The organism is Bradyrhizobium symbiodeficiens (assembly GCF_002266465.3).
GTDB classification, from domain to species: domain Bacteria; phylum Pseudomonadota; class Alphaproteobacteria; order Rhizobiales; family Xanthobacteraceae; genus Bradyrhizobium; species Bradyrhizobium symbiodeficiens.
The window spans coordinates 1,569,141-1,592,058 of the sequence record NZ_CP029427.2; the positions used below are offsets into that span (position 1 = coordinate 1,569,141).

14 protein-coding genes and 3 pseudogenes are annotated in these 22,918 nt (G+C 64.2%); 13 read left to right on the plus strand and 4 right to left on the minus strand.

Going from position 1 to position 22,918, the window contains the following annotated elements; all coding sequences use genetic code 11:
* Nucleotides 1-38: 38 nt before the first annotated feature.
* From CIT39_RS07435 to CIT39_RS07480, 10 genes are all read left to right on the plus strand, one after another.
* Nucleotides 39-1,688, plus strand: a complete 1,650-nt coding sequence (locus tag CIT39_RS07435) for an OFA family MFS transporter (protein ID WP_094973745.1) — start codon at nt 39-41, stop codon at nt 1,686-1,688.
* 92 nt (nt 1,689-1,780) lie between these two features.
* Nucleotides 1,781-2,062: a hypothetical protein gene (locus tag CIT39_RS07440; protein WP_094973746.1), complete on the plus strand. Its 282-nt coding sequence runs from the start codon at nt 1,781-1,783 to the stop codon at nt 2,060-2,062.
* 286 nt (nt 2,063-2,348) lie between these two features.
* Nucleotides 2,349-4,052: an NADH-ubiquinone oxidoreductase-F iron-sulfur binding region domain-containing protein gene (locus CIT39_RS07445; protein ID WP_094973747.1), complete on the plus strand. Its 1,704-nt coding sequence runs from the start codon at nt 2,349-2,351 to the stop codon at nt 4,050-4,052.
* Nucleotides 4,049-6,817, plus strand: a complete 2,769-nt coding sequence (fdhF, locus tag CIT39_RS07450; protein ID WP_094973748.1) for a formate dehydrogenase subunit alpha — start codon at nt 4,049-4,051, stop codon at nt 6,815-6,817. The genes CIT39_RS07445 and fdhF overlap by 4 nt, the downstream gene beginning before the upstream one ends.
* A gap of 188 nt (nt 6,818-7,005) precedes the next feature.
* Nucleotides 7,006-7,479: a Cys-tRNA(Pro) deacylase gene (ybaK, locus tag CIT39_RS07455; RefSeq protein ID WP_094973749.1), complete on the plus strand. Its 474-nt coding sequence runs from the start codon at nt 7,006-7,008 to the stop codon at nt 7,477-7,479.
* A gap of 116 nt (nt 7,480-7,595) precedes the next feature.
* A complete protein-coding gene (locus CIT39_RS07460) occupies nt 7,596-7,943 on the plus strand; it encodes a hypothetical protein (RefSeq protein WP_334273089.1) in 348 nt (115 codons plus the stop codon).
* A 126-nt stretch (nt 7,944-8,069) separates the two neighbouring features.
* Nucleotides 8,070-8,930: an alpha/beta fold hydrolase gene (locus tag CIT39_RS07465; protein ID WP_094973751.1), complete on the plus strand. Its 861-nt coding sequence runs from the start codon at nt 8,070-8,072 to the stop codon at nt 8,928-8,930.
* 16 nt (nt 8,931-8,946) lie between these two features.
* On the plus strand, nt 8,947-10,143 hold the full coding sequence (locus CIT39_RS07470) for an ABC transporter substrate-binding protein (RefSeq protein ID WP_094973752.1): 1,197 nt from the start codon (nt 8,947-8,949) through the stop codon (nt 10,141-10,143).
* 60 nt (nt 10,144-10,203) lie between these two features.
* Nucleotides 10,204-11,085: an NAD(P)-dependent oxidoreductase gene (locus tag CIT39_RS07475; RefSeq protein WP_094973753.1), complete on the plus strand. Its 882-nt coding sequence runs from the start codon at nt 10,204-10,206 to the stop codon at nt 11,083-11,085.
* Between the two features lie 8 nt (nt 11,086-11,093).
* On the plus strand, nt 11,094-11,849 hold the full coding sequence (locus CIT39_RS07480; RefSeq protein WP_094973754.1) for an IclR family transcriptional regulator: 756 nt from the start codon (nt 11,094-11,096) through the stop codon (nt 11,847-11,849).
* A 6-nt stretch (nt 11,850-11,855) separates the two neighbouring features.
* Here CIT39_RS07480 and CIT39_RS07485 read toward each other — a convergent pair whose 3' ends face one another.
* Nucleotides 11,856-12,539: a GntR family transcriptional regulator gene (locus CIT39_RS07485; RefSeq protein WP_094973755.1), complete on the minus strand. Its 684-nt coding sequence runs from the start codon at nt 12,537-12,539 to the stop codon at nt 11,856-11,858.
* Between the two features lie 153 nt (nt 12,540-12,692).
* Between CIT39_RS07485 and tcuA the strand changes: the two are divergent.
* Both tcuA and tcuB read left to right on the plus strand, forming a co-directional pair.
* Nucleotides 12,693-14,085 (plus strand): annotated as a pseudogene (gene tcuA / locus CIT39_RS07490) (FAD-dependent tricarballylate dehydrogenase TcuA).
* Nucleotides 14,072-15,172 (plus strand): annotated as a pseudogene (gene tcuB, locus CIT39_RS07495) (tricarballylate utilization 4Fe-4S protein TcuB). Before tcuA ends, tcuB begins: the two co-directional pseudogenes overlap by 14 nt.
* A gap of 130 nt (nt 15,173-15,302) precedes the next feature.
* Here tcuB and CIT39_RS07500 read toward each other — a convergent pair.
* Nucleotides 15,303-18,708: pseudogene (locus CIT39_RS07500) on the minus strand (acyl-[ACP]--phospholipid O-acyltransferase).
* 678 nt (nt 18,709-19,386) lie between these two features.
* Here CIT39_RS07500 and CIT39_RS07505 point away from each other — a divergent pair.
* The gene (locus tag CIT39_RS07505; RefSeq protein WP_162308391.1) at nt 19,387-20,007 is read left to right on the plus strand and encodes a TetR/AcrR family transcriptional regulator; all 621 of its coding nucleotides are present in this window, start codon (nt 19,387-19,389) and stop codon (nt 20,005-20,007) included.
* Between the two features lie 12 nt (nt 20,008-20,019).
* Here the strand turns inward: CIT39_RS07505 and CIT39_RS07510 are convergent, their stop codons facing one another.
* Nucleotides 20,020-21,327, minus strand: a complete 1,308-nt coding sequence (locus CIT39_RS07510) for a GGDEF domain-containing protein (protein ID WP_094973801.1) — start codon at nt 21,325-21,327, stop codon at nt 20,020-20,022.
* A 246-nt stretch (nt 21,328-21,573) separates the two neighbouring features.
* The gene (pncB, locus tag CIT39_RS07515) at nt 21,574-22,878 is read right to left on the minus strand and encodes a nicotinate phosphoribosyltransferase (RefSeq protein WP_094973760.1); all 1,305 of its coding nucleotides are present in this window, start codon (nt 22,876-22,878) and stop codon (nt 21,574-21,576) included.
* Nucleotides 22,879-22,918 lie beyond the last annotated feature (40 nt).

Genomic DNA, 22,918 nt, shown 5'->3' on the forward strand with positions numbered 1-22,918 from the left:
GATGTGCCGGCAAGGCCGCGCTTGGGGAGGTAATGCTTATGACGACTGCCGATACCGTTCTTGCACCGGTTGGTGCCTCCGGCTTCCTCGATCGTGAACGAACGATCGCGAAGGCCGGGTTCAATCGCTGGCTGGTGCCGCCGGCGGCGCTGTGCATTCATCTCTGCATCGGCATGGCCTACGGCTTCTCGGTGTTCTGGCTGCCGCTGTCGCGCGCGATCGGCATCTCGGCGCCAAAGGCCTGTCCCGACATGTCGCTGTGGCAGGAGCTCTTCACCACCACTTGTGACTGGAAGGTCGCGAGCCTCGGCTGGATGTTCACCCTGTTCTTCGTCGTGCTCGGCGTTTCTGCCGCGATTTGGGGCGGCTGGCTGGAGCGGGTCGGTCCGCGCAAGGCAGGCTTCGTTGCCGCGCTGTGCTGGTGCGGCGGCCTACTGCTCGGCGCGATCGGCATCTATACCCATCAGCTGTGGATCATGTGGCTTGGTTCCGGCGTGATCGGCGGTGTCGGCCTTGGTCTCGGTTACATCTCGCCCGTGTCCACGCTGATCAAATGGTTCCCCGACCGCCGCGGCATGGCGACCGGCATGGCGATCATGGGATTCGGTGGCGGCGCCATGATCGGCGCACCGTTTGCCAACCTCCTGATCAACTACTTCAAGACGTCGACCGACGTCGGTGTGTGGCAGGCCTTCGTCGTCATGGGCATCGTCTATTTCGTCTTCATGACCATCGGTGCCTTCGCCTATCGCGTGACGCCGGCCGGCTGGAAGCCCGAAGGCTGGACCCCGCCGAGCGAGAAGAAGACGATGATCTCCGAGCATCACGTTCACCTCGACAACGCGCACAAGACGCCGCAGTTCTGGCTGATCTGGTGGGTGCTCTGCTTGAACGTGTCCGCCGGCATCGGCGTGATCGGCATGGCCTCTCCGATGCTCCAGGAAATCTTCGCTGGAAAGCTGATCGGCCATCCGGAGCTCACCTTTAGTCAGCTCTCGGCCGAGCAGAAGACAGTCATCGCCGGCATCGCGGCGGGCTTTGCCGGTCTGCTGTCGCTGTTCAACATCGGCGGCCGCTTCGTCTGGGCGTCGCTGTCCGATTATATCGGACGCAAGAACACCTATTATACGTTCTTCATCCTGGGCATCGTGCTCTATGCGCTGGCGCCGACCTTTGCGGCGATGGGCTCGAAGTTGCTCTTCGTGCTCGGCTTCGGCATCATTCTGTCGATGTACGGCGGCGGCTTCGCGACCGTGCCGGCCTATCTCGCCGATATGTTCGGCACGCAGTTCGTCGGGGCCATTCACGGCCGGTTGCTGACGGCGTGGTCGACCGCAGGCATCATCGGACCGGTTGTCGTGAATTACATCCGCGAGTTCCAGCTCGCGGCAGGTGTGCCGCGTGACCAGCTCTACAACACGACGATGTACATTCTCTGCGCGATGCTGGTCGCGGGCATCATCTGCAACTACCTGGTCAAGCCGGTCGATCCGAAATGGTACATGAGCGAGGCGGACGTCGCCAAATTGCAGGCGGCGAACGCAGGTGCCACCACCGTTCAGACGGGGTCGTTCGGGATCGGCACCGGCGGCCTCGACGCCAAGGCCGCTATGTTCTGGCTCGTCGTCGGCGTTCCGCTGGCATGGGGCGTCTACAAGACGCTCGAGAGCGCGGTGAAGATCCTCTGATCGCAAACCCAGCACCACCGCGGGAAGCTGGCGCCAGCTTCCCGCGGCGTTCGCCCGCCAAATGATCGATAATGGAACCTAGGGGGATCCGTATGCTTCGCACCCGTATCTGCTTCGCCGCCATGCTGCTCGTCGCCGGCACCCTGCAATCCGCATCCGCACAGACCGCCGCGGCACCAGCTGTAACGCCGCCCGCGGCGACCGAGGTCAAGCCCGGCAGGATCAAGCTGACCGCGCAGAAGCTCAAGGACATGAAGGCCAAGTGGAGCGCCAACAAGTCGAAGCTCAAGGATTGCCGCAAGGATGTGAAGGCTAAGGGCCTCGCGGGCGACGATCGCTGGTTCTATATCGAGGAGTGCATGGGCAAAAGCTGACCGGCTGCTTCGAGGCATGGAGGGGCACCGGCCGCCCCAGGAGTGCGAATTCGATACGATTTCGCTATCGCAGCATAGGAAGCCTTTATTGATCTCCGGACCAATTCAGGCTTCGTTCTATCGATTGGCGTGTTGGACCAACGCAAGGCCGTGTCCGGGCAGCGATCCAGGGACTGCGCCCTTGGGCCGCGCTTAACTGCTTCCGAAAGCATGATAATTGCTTGGCATCTGGCATGCCAAGGGCTAGAACTGGAGCGGTTCTAAAACACGAGATCGAGACGAATCGATGAGCCACGACGTCCACAAGGTCCGCCCGTTCGAGCATCCCGGCGAGGGGCGCCGGCGCGCCAAGGCCACGCCCAAGGGACGGCAGATCGATCCCGCCGCCGCGCACGAGATCGAGCAGCTGCTCGGCGACAAGCCGCGGCGGCGCGATCTCCTGATCGAATATCTGCACCTGATCCAGGACAAATATCACCAGATATCGGCCGCGCATCTGGCCGCGCTTGCCGATGAGATGAAGCTCGCCTTTGCCGAGGTGTTCGAGACCGCGACTTTCTACGCGCATTTCGACATCGTGAAGGAAGGCGAGCCTGATATCGCCCCGCTCACGATCCGCGTCTGCGATTCTCTCACTTGTGCGATGCTCGGCGGTGAGAAGCTGCTCGAGGATCTGCAGAGCGCATCGGGTCCCGGCATCCGCGTGGTGCGCGCGCCCTGTGTCGGCCGCTGCGACACTGCGCCTGCCGCGGAAGTCGGCCACAACTTCGTCGATCATGCGACCGTCGCCAGCGTGATGGCGGCGGCCAAGGCCGGCGACACCCACGCGCACCTGCCGAAATATGTCGACTACGACGCCTATGTCGCCGGCGGCGGCTACAAGCTCCTCAATCGCGTGCGCTCGGGCGAGCTGTCGAAAGACGATCTCCTGAAGGGGCTCGACGACGCCTCGCTGCGCGGCCTCGGCGGCGCCGGCTTCCCGACGGGACGCAAATGGCGCGCCGTGCTTGGCGAGCCCGGTCCGCGGCTGATGGCGATCAACGGCGACGAGGGCGAGCCGGGCACCTTCAAAGACCGCGTCTATCTCGAAAGCGATCCGCATCGCTTCATCGAGGGCATGCTGATCGGCGCTCATGTGGTGCAGGCCTCGGACATCTACATCTATCTGCGCGACGAATATCCAGCCTCGCGCGAGATCCTCGAACGCGAAATTGCAAAGCTGCCGCCGGGCGGCCCGACGCTGCACATGCGCCGCGGCGCCGGCGCTTACATCTGCGGCGAGGAATCCTCGCTGCTCGAAAGCATCGAGGGCAAGCGCGGCCTGCCCCGGCACAAGCCGCCTTATCCGTTCCAGGTCGGCCTGTTCGGATTGCCGACGCTGATCAACAACATAGAGACGCTGTGGTGGGTGCGCGACATCGTCGAGAAGGGGGCCGACTGGTGGAAGGGCAATGGCCGCCACGAGCGTCATGGCCTGCGCAGCTTCTCGGTCTCGGGCCGCGTGAAAAATCCCGGCATGAAGCTGGCGCCCGCGGGCATTACCGTGCGCGAGCTGATCGACGAATATTGCGGCGGCATGGCCGACGGCCATCAATTCTACGCCTACCTGCCGGGCGGCGCGTCCGGTGGTATCCTGCCGGCGTCGATGGACGACATCCCGCTCGATTTCGGCACGCTGGAAAAATACGGCTGCTTCATCGGTTCGGCCGCGATCGTGATCTTGTCCCAGAAGGACAGCGTGCGCGGGGCGGCGCTGAACCTGATGAAGTTCTTCGAGGACGAGAGCTGCGGCCAGTGTACGCCGTGTCGCGTCGGAACCCAGAAGGCGGCGCAGCTGATGCAGCAGCCGGTCTGGAACCGCGCACTTCTGGAAGAATTGAGCCAGGCGATGCGCGATGCCTCGATCTGCGGGCTCGGACAGGCGGCATCGAATCCGCTGTCCACCGTGATCAAATATTTCCCTGACGAGTTCAAGGAAGCGGCCGAATGACCAAGATTACGTTCGAGCTCGACGGCAAGCAGGTCGAGGCCAACCCCGGCGAGACGATCTGGCAAGTCGCAAAACGCGGGGGCCGCGAGATTCCGCATCTCTGCTATTCGCCCGCGCCGGATTATCGCCCTGATGGCAATTGCCGCGCCTGCATGGTCGAGATCGAGGGTGAGCGCGTGCTCGCCGCGTCCTGCAAGCGCACGCCGTCCGTCGGCATGAAGGTCAAGACCGAGAGCGCGCGCGCCGTCTCGGCGCAGAAGATGGTGATGGAGCTGCTGGTCGCCGACCAGCCGGCGCGCGAGACCAGCCACGATCCGGATTCGAAGTTCTGGCACTGGGCCGAGACCACAGGCGTCACCGAGAGCCGCTTCCCCGCTGCCGAGCGCTGGGCGACCGACGCCAGCCATCCGGCGATGCGCGTCAATCTCGATGCCTGCATCCAGTGCGGCCTGTGCGTGCGCGCCTGCCGCGAGGTCCAGGTCAACGACGTCATCGGCATGGCTTATCGCAGCCATGGCTCGAAGATCGTGTTCGACTTCGACGATCCCATGGGCGAGTCCACCTGCGTCGCCTGCGGCGAATGCGTTCAGGCCTGCCCGACCGGCGCGTTGATGCCGGCCGTGATGCTCGACGAGAAGCAGACCCGCGTCACCTATGCCGACAGGAAGGTGGATTCGCTCTGCCCGTTCTGCGGCGTCGGCTGTCAGGTCACCTACGAGGTCAAGGACGAGAAGGTGATCTATGCGGAGGGTCGTGACGGCCCCGCCAATCACAACCGTCTTTGCGTGAAGGGCCGCTTCGGCTTCGATTACATCCACCATCCGCATCGCCTGACCAAGCCGCTGGTGCGGCTGCCGAACGCGAAGAAGGATTCCAACGACCAGGTCGATCCGGCCAATCCCTTTACGCATTTCCGCGAAGCGAGCTGGGAAGAAGCGCTCGACATCGCCGCCAAGGGCCTCGTCAAGATCCGCGACGAGAAGGGCGTGAAGGCGCTGGCCGGCTTCGGCTCGGCCAAGGGCTCGAACGAAGAAGCCTATCTGTTCCAGAAGCTTGTGCGCACCGGCTTCGGCTCCAACAATGTCGACCATTGCACCCGTCTGTGCCACGCCTCCTCGGTGGCGGCGCTGTTCGAAGGCCTCAGCTCGGGCGCGGTGTCGGCGCCGTTCGCAGCCGCAATGGACGCCGAGGTCATCATCGTGATCGGCGCCAATCCGACCGTGAACCACCCGGTTGCCGCGACCTTCATCAAGAACGCGGTGAAGCAGAATGGCGCCAAGCTGTTCGTGATGGATCCGCGCCGGCAGACGCTGTCGCGTCACGCGACCAAGCATCTGCAGTTCAAGCCGGGCTCCGACGTCGCCATGCTGAATGCGATGATCAATACGATCATCTCTGAAGGCCTGACCGACGATCAGTATATTGCCGGCTACACCGAAGGGTTCGAGGACCTGAAGGAGAAGATCAAGGAATTCACGCCGGAGAAGATGGAGGCGATCTGCGGCATCCCGGCGCAGACCCTGCGCGAGGTTGCACGGACCTACGCGCGTGCAAAATCGTCGATCATCTTCTGGGGCATGGGGATCAGCCAGCATGTCCACGGCACCGACAATGCGCGCTGCCTGATCGCGCTGGCGCTCATCACCGGCCAGGTCGGCCGGCCCGGCACGGGTCTGCATCCCTTGCGCGGCCAGAACAACGTGCAAGGTGCCTCCGACGCCGGCCTGATCCCGATGTTCCTGCCGGATTATCAGCCGGTGGGCCGCGACGATCTGCGCGGTAGCTTCGAAAAGCTCTGGCAGCAGGATCTCGATCCCGTCCGCGGCCTGACCGTGGTCGAGATCATGAACGCGATCCACGCCGGCGAGATCACGGGCATGTATATCGAGGGCGAGAATCCCGCGATGTCCGACCCCGACCTGCAGCATGCGCGCCAGGCGCTCGCCATGCTCGATCATCTCGTGGTGCAGGATCTCTTCGTCACCGAGACCGCTTTCCACGCCGACGTGATCCTGCCGGCCTCGGCGTTCGCCGAGAAGGAAGGCTCCTTCACCAACACCGATCGCCGCGTGCAGCTCGCGCGCCAGGTGATCAAGCCGCCGGGCGATGCGCGGCAGGATCTCTGGATCATCCAGGAGATCGGCAAGCGCATGGGCCTGCCCTGGGACTATGCCGGTCCCGGCGACGTCTTCACCGAGATGGCGCAGTTGATGCCGTCGCTGAAGAACATCACCTGGGAGCGGCTGGTGCGCGAAGGCGCCGTCACATATCCGGTCGACGGTCCCGACGTGCCCGGCAACGAGATCATCTTCACCACGGGTTTTCCGACTGCGAGCGGCCGCGGCAAGATCGTGCCGGCTCACGTCATCCCGCCGGACGAGATTCCCGATGCCGAATATCCGATGGTGCTGTCGACCGGCCGCGTGCTGGAGCACTGGCACACCGGTTCGATGACGCGCCGCGCGCAGGTGCTCGACCAGATCGAGCCCGAGGCCGTCGCCTTCATGTCGCCGAAGGACATGCACAGGAAGAAGCTTGCGCCCGGCGATTTTATTCGCCTGGAGACCCGCCGCGGCGCCGTCGAGGTCAAGGTCCGCTCCGACCGCGACGTGCCGGAGAACATGGTGTTCATGCCGTTCTGCTACGCGGAAGCGGCGGCGAACCTGTTGACCAACCCGGCACTCGATCCCTTCGGCAAGATCCCGGAGTTCAAATTCTGCGCGGCCAGAGCCGAACGCGCGGAGATGCGGGACGCGGCGGAGTAGGAGAAGGCTCGTCATCGCTGTCATGCCCCGCGAAGGCGGGGCATCCAGTACGCCGCGGCCTATCGATGCAATCACAACCGTCTCGGAGTACTGGATCGCCCGTCAAGCCGGGCGACGACAGTGATTGCGTGGTGCCGGCTTTCCCCACGCCGCTTCGCTCCTCGCAGCGCCGGTGGTAAACATTGCCTATGTCCAAGGTCACCCCCGCCACCCGCGCGCTCACGGCTGCCGGTATTGCATTCACCGTCCACGCCTACGACTACGATCCTGACGCCGAGAGCATCGGCCTTCAGGCGGCCGCCGCGCTCGGCGAAGACCCGGCACGTGTTCTCAAGACGCTGATGGCGCAAGTCGACGGCAAGCCGGTCTGCGTCGTCGTGCCGTCCGACCAGGAAGTGTCGATGAAGAAGCTCGCCGCAGCCGTGAGCGGCAAGTCGGCGCAGATGATGAAGCCGCCGGAGGCGGAGCGCCTCACGGGCTACAAGGTCGGCGGCATCAGCCCGTTCGGGCAGCGCAAGCCGGTGCGCACCGTGATCGAGCAGAGCGCGCTTGCGCATGATCTAGTCTATCTCAATGGCGGCCAGCGGGGATTGCAGGTGCGCCTCAAGCCAGCCGATGTGCAGCGCGTGTTGAAGGCGATCGTGGCCGACGTGCTTGCCTGACGGCGATCGATAAAGATCCACGATTGTGCCTTTGTGGCTGCCTGGCCCAGGCAGGGGGACTTGAGTTCACGTGCGAGGCCTGTATAGAACTATCATCAAAATAGAATAACGTTCTATTGGATAGAACGATCGATCACGGGGATGAAGCGATGTCATCTGAGCGCGGCGGCCAAAGCACTGATGCGCCGATCTCATCTAGCGCTGACGCCGTCGTTGCGGCCTTTGCGGCGATCCCGGCTCTGCTGGCGCGCGATGCGGCGTTGACGGCTCGCGGTCGCTGGCTCGACGTCGATTGCCTGCTCGGGCCGAACACGCAGCCGTTCCACGTCACAATCCGCGCCGGGCAGATCGTGGATATGGCGCGGGCTCCTGTGTTGATGCGATCCTGGCGCTTCGCCTATCGTGCCACGCCTGCCGCGTTCGCCCGCCTATTGGCAGCCACTCCCGCTAGCGGGGTGGCATGATCTGCTGGCGTTGACCAAGCGCGGAGAGGCGACGCTCGAAGGCGAGATCCATCCCTTCATGACCCATCTTCAGTATTTCAAGGATCTGCTCGCATTGCCGCGTCGTAACGGCTTCGGAGGCGTGTCATGACCGGTGGCTTAATCGAGCCCATCGTCGGCCGCTACGTGCATGTCGAGATCGAGGGGGAGATCAACCGGATCTATTTCGAGGAGAACGGCAGCGGCATCCCGCTGGTTTGCCTGCACACCGCTGGCGCCGATGCGCGGCAATGGCGTCATTTGCTGGTCGATGAGGAGTTCACCAGGAACTACCGCATCATCGCTTTCGACATGCCCTGGCACGGCAAGTCCAATCCGCCGGACAGTCAATATGATAGCGAATACCGGCTGAGCACCGCGAGCTACACCACGACAATCCGCGCGTTCTGCAACGCGTTGGGATTGGATCGGCCTGTTGTGATGGGTTGTTCGATCGGCGGGCGCATCGTACTCAATCTCGCCATTGAACATGCGCGCGAATTCCGTGCCCTGATAGGTCTCGAGGCCGCGGACTTTCAGCAGCCCTGGTACGACACGGCGTGGCTGAACCGGCCCGACGTTCATGGCGGAGAAGTCTGCGCCGCCTTGGTTTCGGGCTTGATCGCGCCAAACGGCCCGGAGGCCGGGCGCAATGAGACGCTGTGGAGCTACAAGCAGGGTGGCCCCGGCATCTTCAAGGGCGACCTGTATTTCTACAGGGTCGACGGCGATCTGCGCGGACGGACGGGTAGCATCGACGTCAACCAGTGTCCGCTCTATCTCCTCACCGGCGAATACGATTTCTCCTGCACGCCGGAGGATACGCTGCGTACCGCCGCCGGCATTCCTGGCGCAAGAGCAACCATCATGGAGCGGCTCGGCCATTTTCCGATGAGCGAAAACCCAGATCAGTTCCGTCGCTACATCGCGCCGGTGCTGCAAGACATTCTTGACGAGCAAAAGTTGTAAACGGGAGGCTTATGTTATGAAGTTGAGCTGGATGATGGCGGCCGTTCTGGCCGCGCAGACGGGTGCCGCTCTCGCGGCTGACAATACGATCAGGATCGGCGTGCTCAACGACCAGTCCGGCGTGTTCGCGGACAATGGCGGCCGCGGATCGGTAGCAGCGGCAAAGCTCGCTGCGGAGGACTTCGGCAACGAGCTGCTCGGCAAGAAGATCGAGATCATCTCGGCCGACCACCAGAACAAGCCGGATATCGCTTCGGCCACCGCGCGAAAATGGTTTGACAATGAAGGCGTCGACATGATCGCAGATGGTGCGGCGTCGTCGGCCGGCTTTGCCATCCTCGAAGTGGCCAAGCAGAAGAACAAGATCTTCGTCATCTCCGGCCCCGGCTCATCCGATTTCACCGGGAAATCCTGCTCCCCGGTTAGCTTCCATTTCAACTACGACACCTACGCGCTGTCGAAGCTGACCAGCGACGCCATCACGCGCGCCGGCGGAAAGTCCTGGTATTTTGTAACCGCCGACTACGCGTTCGGCCACGCGCTGCAGCGAGATGCCACCAAGTTCATTGAGGCCGCGGGCGGCAAGGTGATCGGATCGGCCGCGCATCCGCTCGGGACCGCCGACTTCGCCTCGTTCCTGCTGCAGGCGCAGGCCTCGAAGGCCGACGTCGTTGGTCTCGCGACATCAGGCGCGGATGTGCAGACCGCGATCAAGCAGGCGGGTGAATTCGGCGTCGTCGAGGGCGGGCAGAAGCTCGCCGGCCTGCTCGTCTTCATCACCGACGTGAATTCGCTTGGCCTGAAAGTCACTCAGGGCCTGCAGGTAACGACCTCGTTCTACTGGGACCTCGACGAGCAAACCCGGGCCTGGTCCAAGCGCTACGCTGGCTTGATGGATGGCAAGGTCGCCAGCATGGTGCAAGCCGGCGTCTATAGCGGCGTCCATCACTACCTCGCCGCGGTGAAGGCCGCCGGCACCACGGATGCGACGGCCGTCGCCGCCAAGATGCACGAGCTGAAGGTCAACGACATGTACAACAAGGATGTCGCGATCCGCCCGGACGGGCGCGTGCTGCACACCATGTACCTGGTCCAGGTGAAGAAGCCGGAGGAGTCCAAGTACAAGTTCGACTACTACCGGATCGTCAGCTCCAAGCCGGGCGAAAAGGTGTTTCGGCCGATGAGCGAAGGCGGCTGCCCGCTGGTCAAGTAACTGCGTCGGCCGGGCGGGATTGCACCCGCCCGGCTTGAGGATTTCCTCGGAGAGTACGGAATGTCTGATTCAATTGGATTCATCGGTCTCGGCGTCATGGGCGAGCCGATCTGTCGCAACCTGGTGCGCAAGAGCGGACGAACAGTGCTGGCCTTCGACCTTGCCAAGGAACCCTTGGCGCGGATCGCGGCTGATGGTGCGACCGCGGCGCCGTCGATCGGGGATGTCGTTTGTGGTAGCGAGACTATCTTCTTGTGTCTGCCCAGCGCCAGGCACGTGATGTCCGTGTTCGAGAGCATCTTGCCGAAGATCAGGCGCGGTCAGGCCGTGATCGATCTCGGCACCTCCGATGTCGGCCAGACCCGCTCGTGCGCCAAGCAGCTCGCCGACAACGGCGCGCTCTGGATCGATGCGCCGATCGCACGCACGCGTCAGGCGGCCCAGGACGGCACGCTCAGCGTCATGGTCGGCGCGACGCCCGAACAGTTCGCTCGGGTCGAGCCGCTGCTCCGGCATTTCGCCACCGATGTCACGCTTTGTGGCGGGACCGGCGCAGGGCAGGTGACGAAGATCCTCAACAACATGGTGCTGTTCGAGACGGTCAACGCGCTGGCGGAGGCCGTCGCCCTCGCCAAACATAATGGTGTCGAGCCGAAGCTGCTGCTGGAGACGCTGTCCAAGGGTTCGGCGGACAGCTTCGCCCTGCGCAACCACGGCATGAAGGCGATCGTCGCCAAGGAATTTCCACTGCGGGCCTTCTCGACCGAGTATGCCATGAAGGATCTCTCGTACGCGCTGGAGCTGGGCGCGCAGGCCGGGCTGAACCTGCGCGGAGCGGCGCTGATGCGCGAGATCTTCCAGGAGACGATCGACAAGGGCATGGCGGATGCGTATTTTCCCGTCATCGCAAAGCTCATCGATCCCTCCGGATTTCCTCAATAGGAGACGACATGCCTTCGCCCGGCGTCGCAGCCGTCGATCGCGCTCTCAGCATTCTGGCCGCCTTCGAGGACGCGCCGGAGCCGATGACGCTGGCCGAGCTCGCCCGGCGCACCAAGATGTACAAGAGCACGTTGCTGCGGCTGATGACGTCGCTGCAGGAATTCGGCTATCTCGTCCAGCTCGCCGACGGTCGCTACCATCTTGGCCCGACCCCGTTCCGGCTGGGTGCGGTCTACCAGCGCAGCAACAATCTGCACGATCGGGTGATGCCGCTGCTGCGGCAGCTCGTGGCCGACGGGACCGAAAGCCCTTCGTTCCACGTGCGGCATGATGCCAGGCGCCGTCTGTGCGTCTTTCGCGTTGATTCCCGGCATTCGACGCTCGACCGGGTCGAGGCTGGCGCCCTGCTTCCGCTCGACCGGGGGGCGGCCGGCCGCATCATTCTGGCCTTCGACGGCGAGGAAGGCGAGGCCTATGACGAGATCCGCGAGGGATGCATCGCCGTGTCGTTCGGCGAGCGCGACCCGGATTGCGCCGGGCTTGCCTGTCCGGTGTTCGGTCCGGGCGGGAAATGTGTTGGTGCGCTGTCGCTCTCGGGGCCGAAGCCGCGCTTTACGCGCGACACTATCAAGGCGATGTCATCGCTGCTGTTGAAGACCGCTATCCGCCTGACGCGTACGCTGGGCGGTCCGACCGATCTGCTCGACGGTGCCGTTGCAGCCTCGGTCGATGATGTGCGTCCCGCGCGACGGGCGAGGCGATGAGCAGTTCTACTGCTTCTGCAACAGCTTCAGACGGCAGCGCAGCGCTTCGCGAATATGCGCGCGGGCGAGCTGCTCGGCCTTGTTGCCGTCGCGCGCGGCGATGGCCTCGATGATGGCCTCATGCTCGCGGTGGCTGGTCGACGGGCGCCCCGTCACGGTGAAGGTGGTGGGGCCGAGCAAGGCGATCCAGTCCTGCAATTCGCGAGAGGCGCTGTCGAGATAGCGGTTGCGCGCGGCGCGGCAGATGGCTTCGTGGAAGGCGCGGTTGAGCCGAGCCATCTCGGCCGTATCTGTCTTCGATGCCTCGACAAAAGCCTGCTCGATGTCGCGGAGCGCATCGATCTCCGTCGCCGAGGCGTGCTCGGCGGCCAAGCGTGCCGCGGCGCCTTCCATGATCTCGCGCATGGCGTAGAGCTCGAGCACCTCCGATATGTCGAGGTTGCGCACGATCACCCCGCGGCCGCCGGCGGGCTCGACGAAGCCGCGTGCCGCGAGCCGGCCCAGCGCTTCGCGGACCGGTGTGCGGCTGACGTTCAGCCGTTGCGCGACCTCTTCCTCGCGAAGGCGGTCGCCGGCGCGGTAGCTGCCGGCCTGAAGCGCCTCGCAGAGCGAGCGAAACACGGCTTCGCCGAGCGCGACGCCGCCGCCGCGCGCGATCGATCCGCGTGTCTTTGCCGGACGCCTCGCCATGTTTCCTCGAAGCCAGGCGCATCCTGCCCATGCAGAGATGACGCTTGCAGGGCTCCTGTATATCTTTGTATACAAAAGTACGCAATGGCGGTGAGGTTGACCGGAGCCGCCGGCGGATAGAATGTCTCCACATCGTCGCATCGGGCAGACGGCATGAGCAGCAAATACGACGTGCTGGTGATCGGCGGCGGCAACGCGGCGCTGTGCGCGGCAATCGCGGCGCGGCGCGGCGGAGCATCGGTGCTCGTGCTCGAAGGCGCGCCGAAATTCTACCGCGGCGGAAACACTCGCCACACCCGCAACATGCGCTGCGCCCATGATGCGGCCACCGAAATCCTGACCGGCCCCTATACCGAGGAGGAGTTCTGGGAAGACCTGCTGCGCGTCACCGGCGGTCAGACCGACGAGGTGCTCGCACGCCACATGATCCGCGAGTCCAAGGACATCCTGAACTGGATCGTGGAGCAGGGCGTGCGCTGGCAACCCTCGCTCGGTGGCACGCTGAGCCTCGGCCGAACCAATTCCTTCTTTCTCGGCGGTGGCCGCGCGATGCTGAACGCGCTGTATCTGACCGCCGAGCGGCTCGGCGTCGATGTCGAATACGATGCCGAGGTCACCGACCTCGTGATCGAGGACGGCATGTTCCTCGCCGCGCGCCTGAAACGGCCGATCAGGGGCGAGACCGAGATCCGCGCGACCTCCCTGGTCGCAGCCGCCGGCGGGTTCGAGGCCAACATCGAATGGCTCAAGCAATATTGGGGCGATGCGGCCGATAATTTCTTGATTCGCGGCACGCCCTATAATCGCGGGTTCGATCCTGAAGATGCTGCTCGACAAGGGCGTGCAGGAGGTCGGCGATCCCACCCAGTGCCATGCGGTCGCGATCGACGCCCGCGCGCCGAAATTCGACGGCGGGATCATCACGCGCCACGACTCCGTCGTGTTCGGCATCGTCGTGAACAAGCACGCGCAGCGCTTCTATGACGAGGGCGAGGATATCTGGCCGAAGCGCTACGCGATCTGGGGCCGGCTGGTCGCGGCGCAGCCCGACCAGATCGCCTACATCATTTTCGATTCCACCGTCGTCACGAGCTTCATGCCGACGCTGTTCCCGCCGATTGCCGGGCAGACGATCGGGGAACTTGCCGGCAAGCTCGAGCTCGATCCGGCCGCGTTGGAGAAGACCATCACCGAATTCAACGCGGCGGTGCGGCCCGGGACTTTCGACCACACCATCCTGGACGACTGCGTCACCGAGGGCATCACGCCGCCAAAAACGCACTGGGCGCGCAAAATCGAGACGCCGCCTTATCTCGCTTATCCGGTGCGGCCCGGCATCACCTTCACCTATCTCGGCACGCGCGTTAACAAAGAAGCCCGGATGCAGATGGCTGACGGCAAGCCGTCGGCCAACATGTTCGCGGCCGGCGAGATCATGGCCGGCAACGTGCTCGGCAAGGGTTATGCCGCCGGCATGGGCATGACCATCGGCAGCGTGTTCGGGCGGATCGCAGGACGGGAAGCGGCGAAACATGCACGGAACTAAGATTTTGGACGAAGCCGATCGTCTGATGACGGTCTGCAATTCCTGCCGTTACTGCGAGGGGCTGTGCGCGGTATTTCCGGCGATGGAGATGCGCCGCGCCTTCTCGGACGGCGACCTCAACTATCTCGCCAATCTCTGCCATGGCTGCGGCGCCTGCTATGTCGACTGCCAGTTCTCGCCGCCACATGAGTTCAACGTCAATGTCCCCAAGACGCTCGCGATCGCGCGTTCCGAGTCCTATGCCGCTTATGCCTGGCCGGGTGCGCTGTCCGGCGCCTTCGCCCGCAATGGCCTCGTCATCAGCATCGTCGCCCGCGCTCAGCATGGCCGTCTTCATCCTCGGCTTCGCCGCCCTGAACGACCGCAGCGTGCTGTTCGGCGTGCACACCGGCCCCGGCGCGTTCTACAGACTGATGCCGCATAACGCGATGGCGGCACTGTTCAGCATCGCGTTCCTCTATGCGATCCTGGCTCTCGTCATGAGTGTGCGCGCTTTCTGGCGCGACATCGGCGCCCCGTCGGCGGCCGCGCCGATGGGGGCTCGATCTTTCAGGCGATCCGCGATGCCGGCGAGCTGCGCTATCTCCATGGCGGCGGCGTCGGTTGCTACAACGAGGACGACAAGCCGACCGACCGGCGCAAATTCTATCACCACCTGACCTTCTACGGATTCCTGCTGTGCTTTGCCGCGACATCGGTGGCGACGCTATATCACTATTTGCTTGCGCGCGAGGCGCCGTATCCGTGGTGGGACCTGCCGGTGGTGCTGGGCACACTCGGCGGAGTCGGTCTGATCATCGGTCCGGTCGGCCTGTTCATGGCCAAGATGCGGCGCGATCCGGCGCTGCTCGACGAGAAACCGCTACGGCATGGATGTCGGCTTCATCGCCATGCTGTTCCTGACCGGCCCTCACCGGATGGCACTTCTGGTCCTGCGCGAGACCGCCGCGATGGGGCCGCTGCTGGCGCTGCATCTCGGCGCGGTGTTCGCGCTGTTCGTCACCATGCCTACGGCAAGTTCGTGCACGGCATCTATCGCTTCGCTGCGCTCGTGCGCTATGCGCAGGAGCGAAGGACCGCGGCGTGACCCGTTAATTCCATCGCCCGGAGCGCCCGCTCCAGCCTGGTCAGGGACGCCGAGGTCCGCGCGATGCCGTGAAGCAGAACCACTCCCGGGCATCGTGCGTCGCCTGATTGAGGCGCCTTTTGCATCGGTCTTACGCCACCTCGCGCTCGGGCGCTGACGCCTGCTCGCGGGCCATTGCGGTGGCCGTGACGTAGTCGGTCTTGCCGGTGCCGAGCAGCGGCACTTTTGTCGACCACCATGATCGCCGCGGGAACGGTCAGCTCGGAGGCGCCGATCGTCTTGGCCTGGCCCTGCATTGCGCTGCGCTCGGCGTTCTTCTCCGTCGTCAGCAGCACGATGCGCTCGCCCTTGCGCGGATCGGGGATCGACACCGCGACCGATGCGGCTTGCGGCCACAGTGTGGTCGCGATGGCTTCGACCGCCGACAGTGACACCATTTCGCCCGCGATCTTGGCAAAGCGCTTGGCGCGGCCCTTGATGGTGATGAAGCCGGCGGGGTCGATCGCCACGATGTCGCCGGTGTCGTGCCAGCCCTCCGGGAGCACTTCGAGCACGCCGGGATTTTCCGCCCTGAGGTAGCCGAGCATCACGTTTGGTCCGCGTACCGAGAGCCGTCCACCCTCCTCGATGCCGGGGACCGGATCGAGGCGGCTTTCCATCAGCGGCGACAGGCGGCCGACGGTGCCGGGACGATTAGCCATCGGCGTGTTCATCGCCAGCACCGGCGCGGTCTCGGTGACGCCATAGCCTTCGAGGATGCGAATGCCGTAGCGTTCCATGAAGACCTGCCGCGTGCGGTCCTTGACCGCCTCGGCGCCGGCGATCACGAGGCGCAAGGTACGGAAGTCGTAGGCATGCGCCGAGCGCGCATAGCCGGTGAGGAACGTGTCGGTGCCGAACAGGATGGTCGCGCCGGTCTGGTAGATCAGCTCGGGCACGATCCGGTAGTGCAGCGGCGAGGGATACATGTAGATCGGAATGCCCGCGAGCATCGGCATCATCATGCCGCCCGTGAGCCCGAACGAGTGGAACACCGGCAGCACGTTGAACACCTTGTCATTGGCGTTGGCATCGACCCGCGCCAAAGCCTGCGCCGCGTTGGCGAGGATGTTGCGGTGGGACAGCACCACGCCCTTGGGCGTTCCTTCCGAACCCGACGTGAACAGGACCACGGCCGGATCGCTGGCCTGGCGGACGACGCGCGGCTTCGTGCCGGCGAGCAGGCCCTTGATCTTGTCGGCGGTGCCGATCGAGGCGCGGACGTCCTCGAGATAGACGACCCGGGCTTCTCCGGAGATCGCAGCCATCAGCTTGTCCAGTTTGCCCTTCTCGATGAAGGCCTTCGAGGTCAGCACGGTCTTGATCTGCGCGGCCTTCATGGCGGCGAGCACGTTGACGGGGCCGGCCGAGAAGTTGAGCATCGCCGGGACCCGGCCGATGTTCTGCAGCGCCATGAAGACGACGGCGACGCCTGCGGAATTCGGCAGCAGCACGCCGACATTCTCTCCGACGATGGTGCCGCTCTCCAGCTTCCGGCTCAGGACCTGCGCGCCGAGGATCAGCTTGCGATAGGTCAGCTTGGTGCCGAGCGCGTCCTCGATGATGACCTTGCCGGTGTCGCGGTCGCGATAGGCATGTCCGAGCGCCTCGAACAACGAGTGATCGAGCATGGCGTTCTTGACGAGAGCGTCGATCATCACGTCCTGAAGTGCGGCCCCGGCGGCATTGCGGCGCACCTTGCCCTTCAGCGCCGGGTCGACCGGAAGCTTGACCGGCGGCAGGATGGTGACCGTCACCCGCGGAAACCACGAGCGCTTGACCTGGCTGGCGTTGAGATAGCTGAGATGCGAGCGCTGCGCGCCCTCGATGCGGACCGGCACCACCACGGCATCGGCCTTGTCCGCGATCATCGCGGTGCCGTCATAGACCTTCATCAGCGAGCCCGAGACGGTGATGCGTCCCTCCGGGAAGATCACAACCGGCTCGCCGGCGGCGACCAGCTTGATCAGGTCGCGCGCGGCCAGCGGCTTGGTCGGATCCATGGTGTAGTGCTTGACGACGCGCAGGAAAGGCTTCGCCCACCAGGCTTTGGCGATGCCGGTGTCGACTGCGAAGCTCGCGTCGATCGGCAGCACGGCGTGCAGCAGCGGGCCGTCGATCAGGCTGACATGGTTGGGCGCGATCAGCATCCGCGTGCCCGGAGGCGGCAGGTTTTCCAGCCCGCGAACCTCGGTCCGGAACAATGCGCGGAACAATAATCCGCCGAAGTCGCGGACGCCTTCCTTGCCCCACTTGGTCAGCACGAACCAGACTGCGCCGAAGCTGGCGACGCCGAGACCAAAGAAGATCCAGCCGATATGAAGGCCGGCCGCCTGCAGCAGCGCGACGAACAGCGAGCCGACAACCATGAAGGCCGCCTGCAGCACGTTGCCGGCGGCGATGATGCGGGCGCGCTCGGATGGCGCCGACCAAGCCTGGACCGCGGCGAAGGAGGGAACGACGAACAGGCCGCCGCCGAACGCGAAGGCGACGAAGTCGACCAGCATGCGCAGGCCCGCGAACGAGGTCGCGAAGTCGGCCGCGGCGATGTCCTGGCCCTTGGCGGTGACGCCGATGGCCCAGGCGAGATCGAGGCCGGCGAACCCCATGATGATGGCACCGATCGGCACCAGCGCGAGGTTCGGGCGAACGTGGCTGAGGCTGGCCGCGAACAGCGAGCCGATGGCGATGCCGATCGCGAAGATCGCAAGGCACAGCGTCACCACGCCTTCGGTGCCGCCGATGACATCCTTGACCAGCGCCGGCAGCAGCGACAGCACGATCGCGCCGACCAGCCAGAACCAGGAGACGATCACGGTGCCGTCCCACAGCCGGTGGTCGGCGTGCAGGGTCTTGAGAAGGCTTACCGTCGAGGTCCAGGGATTGGCATCGACGGGCAGGTCGGGCGCGGACGGTGTCGTCTGCGGAATGCGGGAAGCGAACGCCCAGGACAGCAGGGCCAGCACGACCACGGCCGATGCGACCCAGCCCATATGCGCGGATCCAGCGACGAACTGGCCGCCGGCGACGGTGCCGAGCAGGATCGCCATGAAGGTCGCGCCTTCGACCAGCGCGTTGCCGGTCGCGAGCTCGCCGAGCTCGAGCTGATCCGGAAGCATGGAGTATTTCACGGGCCCGAACAGCGCGGCGATGACGCCGAACAGCGCGAGCGCTGCGAACAGCAGCGGCACCGAGTGCAGGAAGAACCCAGCGGCCGCAAAAGCCGCGGCGAAGATCTCGGCGAATTTGAGCCGCCTTGCGACGACGGATTTGACGTATTTGTCGGCGAGCTGGCCGCCGAGCCCCGACAGGATGAAATAGGGGAAGATGAAGACCGCGCCTGCCACCGTCACCAGCGCGTCGCCGTGGCCGGTTGCAGCGCTGTAAAGCAGAATGATGACGAGCGCGTTCTTGAGCACGTTGTCATTGAGCGCCGAGAAGAATTGCGCCCAGAACAGCGGCGCAAAGCGGCGTGACGACATCAATTCCCTGATCATGATCAGTCCTGTTTTGGAAAGGCAGCCTGAAGTGCTTGCAGAGTGGGTGAAACGTCACGACCGGAAGGATGGGGATCGGACGATTGCAGGGTGACGAAGGTCGGCGCCTGCTCTGTCCCCTCGGTCCCTCTGATCTTGTTGGTATCCAAGTGGCCTCGGTAGGTTCGCAAATATCTGGTCGCGACTGCAGTTCGGGCGGAAAGGTGGCGTCTGTTGGGGTATCGCGTGGGGCGATGAGGAAAAGTTGAACCGCATCGCCGAAGGTGACGAAATCGGATGCCGATGTCGGGGCATGGTAAGTCCTTCCTTGCAACCCGACCTTGCATTCGAATCGACCGGAACGTGCCGGCTGCGCGCGCTTCAGGTGAGATGGGCGAGGTGGCGAAAGGGCGACAAGCGGCCAAGAACGCTGAGCTTGCGGCCTTCGAGACGTGCGCGGTCGCGGCTGGCCCGCCACGTCCGGAAGGTCGCGCGGCGTTCGGCAAGCACGCCGGCAATGTCGCAGGCATTTGCGATGCGATCGATCGGCCTCATGGTGAACCGCAGCAGGGCCCGGACAGGGCCGGTCACGAGAACGATGGCGTCATCGACGAAGGTGGCGGCGATATCAACAGCGAGGGTTTGCATTTTTCAGGTCTCCGGGTTAATTTGAACAATGTTCACATGAGTAGCTTGAAAATGAACAATGTTCAAGAAGAATCGCTGCGAGATCAGAAAAAAAATCGGAGGCGGCTCCAGATCCTGGAGATTGCGCGGGGTATTATTGCGTCTAAAGGATTGAGATCGTTGAAGGTTCGGGATGTTGCGGAGGCCGCCGGCTGTTCCGTCGGCAGCGTCTATAACGAGTTCGGCGACTTCGACGGGGTGATCCTGACCGTCAATCGGGAGACTGTTCAGGCCCTGACGGCCCGGCTACGCGGGGTTCCGGCCGATGACCCTGTGCGCCAGCTCTACGGGCTTGCCGAGACCTATCTCGAGTTCTTCGCGGAGCACGCCAATCTGCTGCGCTCGCTGTTCGAACACCGGATGGAGGACGACCGTCCTTATCCCGACGACATCCTGCAGATGGTGATGGATGCTTTCGCGCTGATGCATCCACCCCTGGTCCGGCTGCTACCGGATGCCGATGACGTCAAGATCGCGCTGTTGTCGCGCACCCTGTTTTCAGCCGTGCATGGAATCATCTCGCTCGGTCTGGAGGAGCGCATGGTGGCCGTGCCGCCCCAGATGCTGCGTCAGCAGGTTGAACAATTCCTCGACGCGCATCTGGTGGGTCTCGGGATCGTGCCGCCGCGGTGACGGCGGAGAGCGTCAGGCGCGCGCGATCTCGCGCGGCCGGGCTGCGACGACGACGACATCAGCTCTTCCGCCGTCGACCTGGACGCGGTTGCGCCCTTTCTCCTTGGCGCGATAGCAGGCGGCATCCGCGCGCCGCATCGCGCCTTCGAGCGTGGTGTTGGTGTCGGCGATGCAGGTGACGCCGATGCTGGCGGTCACTGCAAAACAGCGATCGTCCCAGGCGAAGTTGAACAGCTCCAGCGATCGCCGCAGCCGTTCGGCGATGTCGAGCGCGTTCGCAGGCGAGCACTGCGGGAGGATCAGGCCGAATTCGTCGCCGCCGAGCCGGGCCACCAAGTCGCGCGGATGCCGGTCCTGTAGCAGGAGGTGCGAGACCTGGCAGAGCAGGCGGTCGCCGGCGAGGTGCCCGCAGCTGTCGTTGACGTTCTTGAACTGGTCGAGGTCGAGCAGGATCAGGCCCAGCGAACCCGCCGCGGCAACGTCCAGTTCGCTTTGCAGGCGCGCCTCGAAGGCGCGGCGGTTGGACAGGCCGGTCAACCAGTCGTGCGATGCCTGCCACACCAGGCGTTCCTTCTCGGCATCGAGGGCATCTTCGAAGGCTTGCCGCTGCAGCACCAATCGTCTGGTGTGCCAGATCAGGAGCAGGATCAGCGTCGCGGCGGTGACGATGTTGATGCCGGTCAGCGTCAGCTTGATGGCGCGGGAGCCTTCGCCGAGCACGGTGGAGAACCGGTTGGCATGGACCGTGAATTGGGTGTTGAGCTCGGAGAGCCGCGACGACAGGAACTGCAGCCGGTTTGCGTCTTGAACAGCACCATTCTCCAGCTCGGACCGGATGACCTCACCGAAGACGCTGAGCTCGAGCAGCATGGGATCGGTGGCAGCCCACTCGCGGATCGCATCCTGAAGGAAGCTGACGCCATTGAAGTGGCGAAACAGCCAGATCAATCCCGGGACGTCATCGGGATGGTTGCCGCCTTGCAGGAAGCCGATGCGGGCTGTCTCGACGTCGACCGGATCGCGCTCGAGCGCCCAGCGCGCGAACTCGTCGCCGATGGGAACGGCAAGCGAGGCCTGATATTGCGTGAACTGGCTGGCGTCGCCCGAATGCAGATAAAGATTGAGGAAATAGACGGCGTTCTTCTGCGAGCGCGACCACATCGCTTCGCCCGCGACATAGGCGCGAACCGACGACATCACCTCGAGGCTGAATCCCGCGATCGCCGCCTGGAGCACGACGACCGTCACGAACGGCGAGACGAGCTTGATGACGTGAAGGAAGCTGCTTCCCTTCATCGACGTCGCTGTTCTGCGAAACACCTGCATTCCCCAAATTCGCGCAACGACCCCAACGGAGCGCCGCGCCTGCAACGCGAAGTAGAGGGGATGGTTGCTTAACTCGGCCTGAAAGAGGTGGGGGACCGCATCGCAGGGTGAAGACGCCGTGAAGCGCATGCGCGCAGATCGTTGCAAATGCCGGCTAACCGGAACCGGCGAAACATTGACGAGCCAGTGCCTCGCATTCGTCCCGCGCGGTTCACTTGATTGATAGAGTTGCGGCTCGTGCTAGACCAGCACCGGCTTGCGGACGCGGCCGGCGTCGCCGAACACGCGCAGGTAACGCTCGATCTCCGAGGGCATGCCGGTCGCCTTCTCCGGATTGTCGGAAAGCTTGACGGCCGGATGGCCGTCCACCGACGACACCTTGCAGACCAGCGAGATCGGATCGAGATTGAACGAGCCGTCCGGCGTGCAGCCGACGAAGTCGTTGGTGAGGTTGGTGCCCCAACCGAACGAGAGCCGCACCCGGCCGGCGAAGTGGTGATAGGTCTCTTCGATCGAGCCGACATCCATGGCATCCGAAAAGACGAGCAGCTTGTCCCTCGGATTACGGCCGTTCTTCTCCCACCAGCCGATGATCTCCTCGCCGGCCTGGATCGGCGGCGCGCTGTCGGGGCGGAAGCCGGTCCAGTCCGCGACCCATTCCGGGGCATCGCGCAGGAAGGCCTTGGTGCCGAAGGCGTCGGGCAGCGCGATCAGCAGATTGCCGCCATAGGTCTGGCGCCACTGGTCGAGGACGCGGTAGGGCGCCCAACGCAATTCCTCGTCGTCCCTGGCGAGCGCGGCCGCGACCATCGGCAGCTCGTGCGCATTGGTGCCGATGGCTTCGAGATCATTGTCCATCGCGAGCAGCACGTTCGAGGTGCCGATGAAGGACGGACCCAGGCCCTCCTTCACCGCCTCCACGCACCAGCGCTGCCAGAGGAAGCCGTGACGGCGGCGGGTGCCGAAGTCGGACAGGCGCAGACTTTCCAGCTTGCGCAGCCGCTCCACCTTGGTCCACAGCTTGGCCTTGGCGCGGGCATAGAGCACGTCGAGCTCGAAGCGGCCGCGGCCCTTTATCGCCGCGCGCGAGCGCAACTCGTTGAGGATCGCGAGCGCCGGAATCTCCCACATCGTGGTGTGGGTCCACGGCCCGTGGAAATGCAGCTCGTACTGGCCTTCGACCTTGCGCAGCTCGTATTCGGGCAGGCGGAATTCGGCCAGCCAGCGGATGAAGTCCGCCGAGAACATGTGGGTCTTGCCGTAGAAGGTGTTACCCGCCAGCCAGATCAGCTCCTTTTTGGTGAAGCGGATGGTGCGGGCGTGGTCGAGCTGGGCGCGTAGCTCGCCCTCGTCGATGATCTCGGCGAGCCGCACATGGCGCGAGCGGTTGATGACCGAGAAGGTCACCTGCTGGTTCGGGTAGGTTTCCCGAATCATTTGCAACATCAATAGTTTGTAGAAGTCGGTATCAAGGAGGCTGCGGATGATGGGATCCAGCCGCCAGCTGTGATTGTAGGTCCGGCTCGCAATATCGGTGACTGTCATGGGAGGATTTTAGCGCGGCTCAGCTTGCGCAACCAGTGGG